This window comes from Pontitalea aquivivens (assembly GCF_046507575.1).
Lineage (GTDB): Bacteria > Pseudomonadota > Alphaproteobacteria > Rhodobacterales > Rhodobacteraceae > Pontitalea > Pontitalea aquivivens.
Map to the genome: position 1 here is coordinate 1 of NZ_JBKFEY010000142.1, position 319 is coordinate 319.

At 64.9% G+C, this 319-nt stretch carries 1 protein-coding gene and 1 pseudogene; both read right to left on the reverse strand.

What is annotated here, in order from left to right; genetic code table 11:
* Positions 1 to 142 (reverse strand): GIY-YIG nuclease family protein (locus ACK8OU_RS20555; RefSeq protein ID WP_410305179.1); only part of this gene is annotated, 142 nt, incomplete at its 3' end.
* Positions 139 to 319 (reverse strand): annotated as a pseudogene (locus ACK8OU_RS20560) (plasmid pRiA4b ORF-3 family protein); the annotation flags it as partial. The pseudogene ACK8OU_RS20560 and the gene ACK8OU_RS20555, both read right to left, overlap by 4 nt.

A 319-nucleotide genomic window follows, 5' to 3' on the forward strand; every position in this document is an offset into this window, starting at 1 on the left:
GCCAGGCCCGGCCGCGGGTCGATTTCGCGCCAGTGCCGGAATTGTGCTGGGCGAGGCGGCGGTCAAGATCGAGGGTCCAGCCGACATAGGTGCGGTAGCCCTGTGCGGTGGCGCTGCCGAGCACATAGACGAAACCGGTCATGTCCGCTTCTTGCGCGCCGTGCCGCGATGGCGCTGTAACGGGCCGCGGCGTCGGGCGGCGAAATTCTCGATGATCATCGAGATCCAGCGCTCTTCGATGTCCTCGGGGTCGAACAGCACACCTTGCCAATCAAGCATGAGCTGGTGCTGCTCGTGTTCAGGATCCGCCATCGCTTCG